Below are 879 nucleotides of genomic sequence, written 5' to 3' on the forward strand. Positions count from 1 at the left end.
CAATGTTTTGGTGCACGCCGAAACAGCTCCGGGGAGGAACAGGCTATGAACAAGTTAGTTGAAATTTTCTGCGATGTCGATGATTTTTGCCGCTTCTTTATTCCTCAATGGGAATTATTTTGTTTCGAAAAAGGGTACCGCCAGCGTCATCGGCAAGGCCATATGCATCCCAGTGAAATCATGACTATTTTGATCCTTTTTCATATGGCGCATTACCGTGATTTTAAACATTTTTATCTGGAACATATTTGGAAATATCACCACAAAGATTTCCCCACCCTGCTCAGTTATACCCGTTTTGTCAGTGTGGCCCCTTCCGTTTTGGTCCCACTATGTAGTTATCTGACTCAATTAAAAGGAAAACCGACCAAGATTGCTTTTATTGATTCCACGAGTTTGTGTGTCTGTCATAACATCCGTATCCCGCGTCATAAGGTTTTTAAGGGAATAGCCCAGCGCGGAAAAACATCAATGGGCTGGTTTTACGGCTTCAAATTACACTTGGTTGTTAACCATCAGGGCGAAATTCTCGCGCTAAAAGTGACTCCCGGTAATGTGAATGATCGAGAGCCTGTACGCGAATTATCAAAATCGTTAACGGGTTATCTTTACGGTGATAAAGGTTATCTCAGTCAGGAACTGGCCGATGATTTAGCCAAAATCGGTGTGACTTTCATCACGAAGAAACGCCGTAATATGAAAGCACAAGCGCTGTCTGAGTGGAATAACTTAATGTTAAAAAAGAGATTTATCATCGAAACGATTAATGGGCAATTAAAGACCATTTCTCAAATTGAGCACTCGCGCCACCGAAGTATAAAAGGCTTTCTGTTGTGTGTTTTAGGTGGATTGATTGCTTACAGCCTTAAATTGAAAAAG

1 protein-coding gene is annotated in these 879 nt (G+C 41.4%); it reads left to right on the plus strand.

Features of this window, described 5'->3' with window-relative positions; translation table 11 throughout:
• Positions 1 to 45: 45 nt before the first annotated feature.
• On the plus strand, positions 46 to 879 hold an 834-nt coding region (locus EAE90_RS23245), incomplete at its 3' end, for an IS982-like element ISPlu11 family transposase (protein ID WP_214055450.1).

Origin of the sequence: Photorhabdus caribbeanensis (genome assembly GCF_018448885.1) — a bacterium.
GTDB classification, from domain to species: domain Bacteria; phylum Pseudomonadota; class Gammaproteobacteria; order Enterobacterales; family Enterobacteriaceae; genus Photorhabdus; species Photorhabdus caribbeanensis.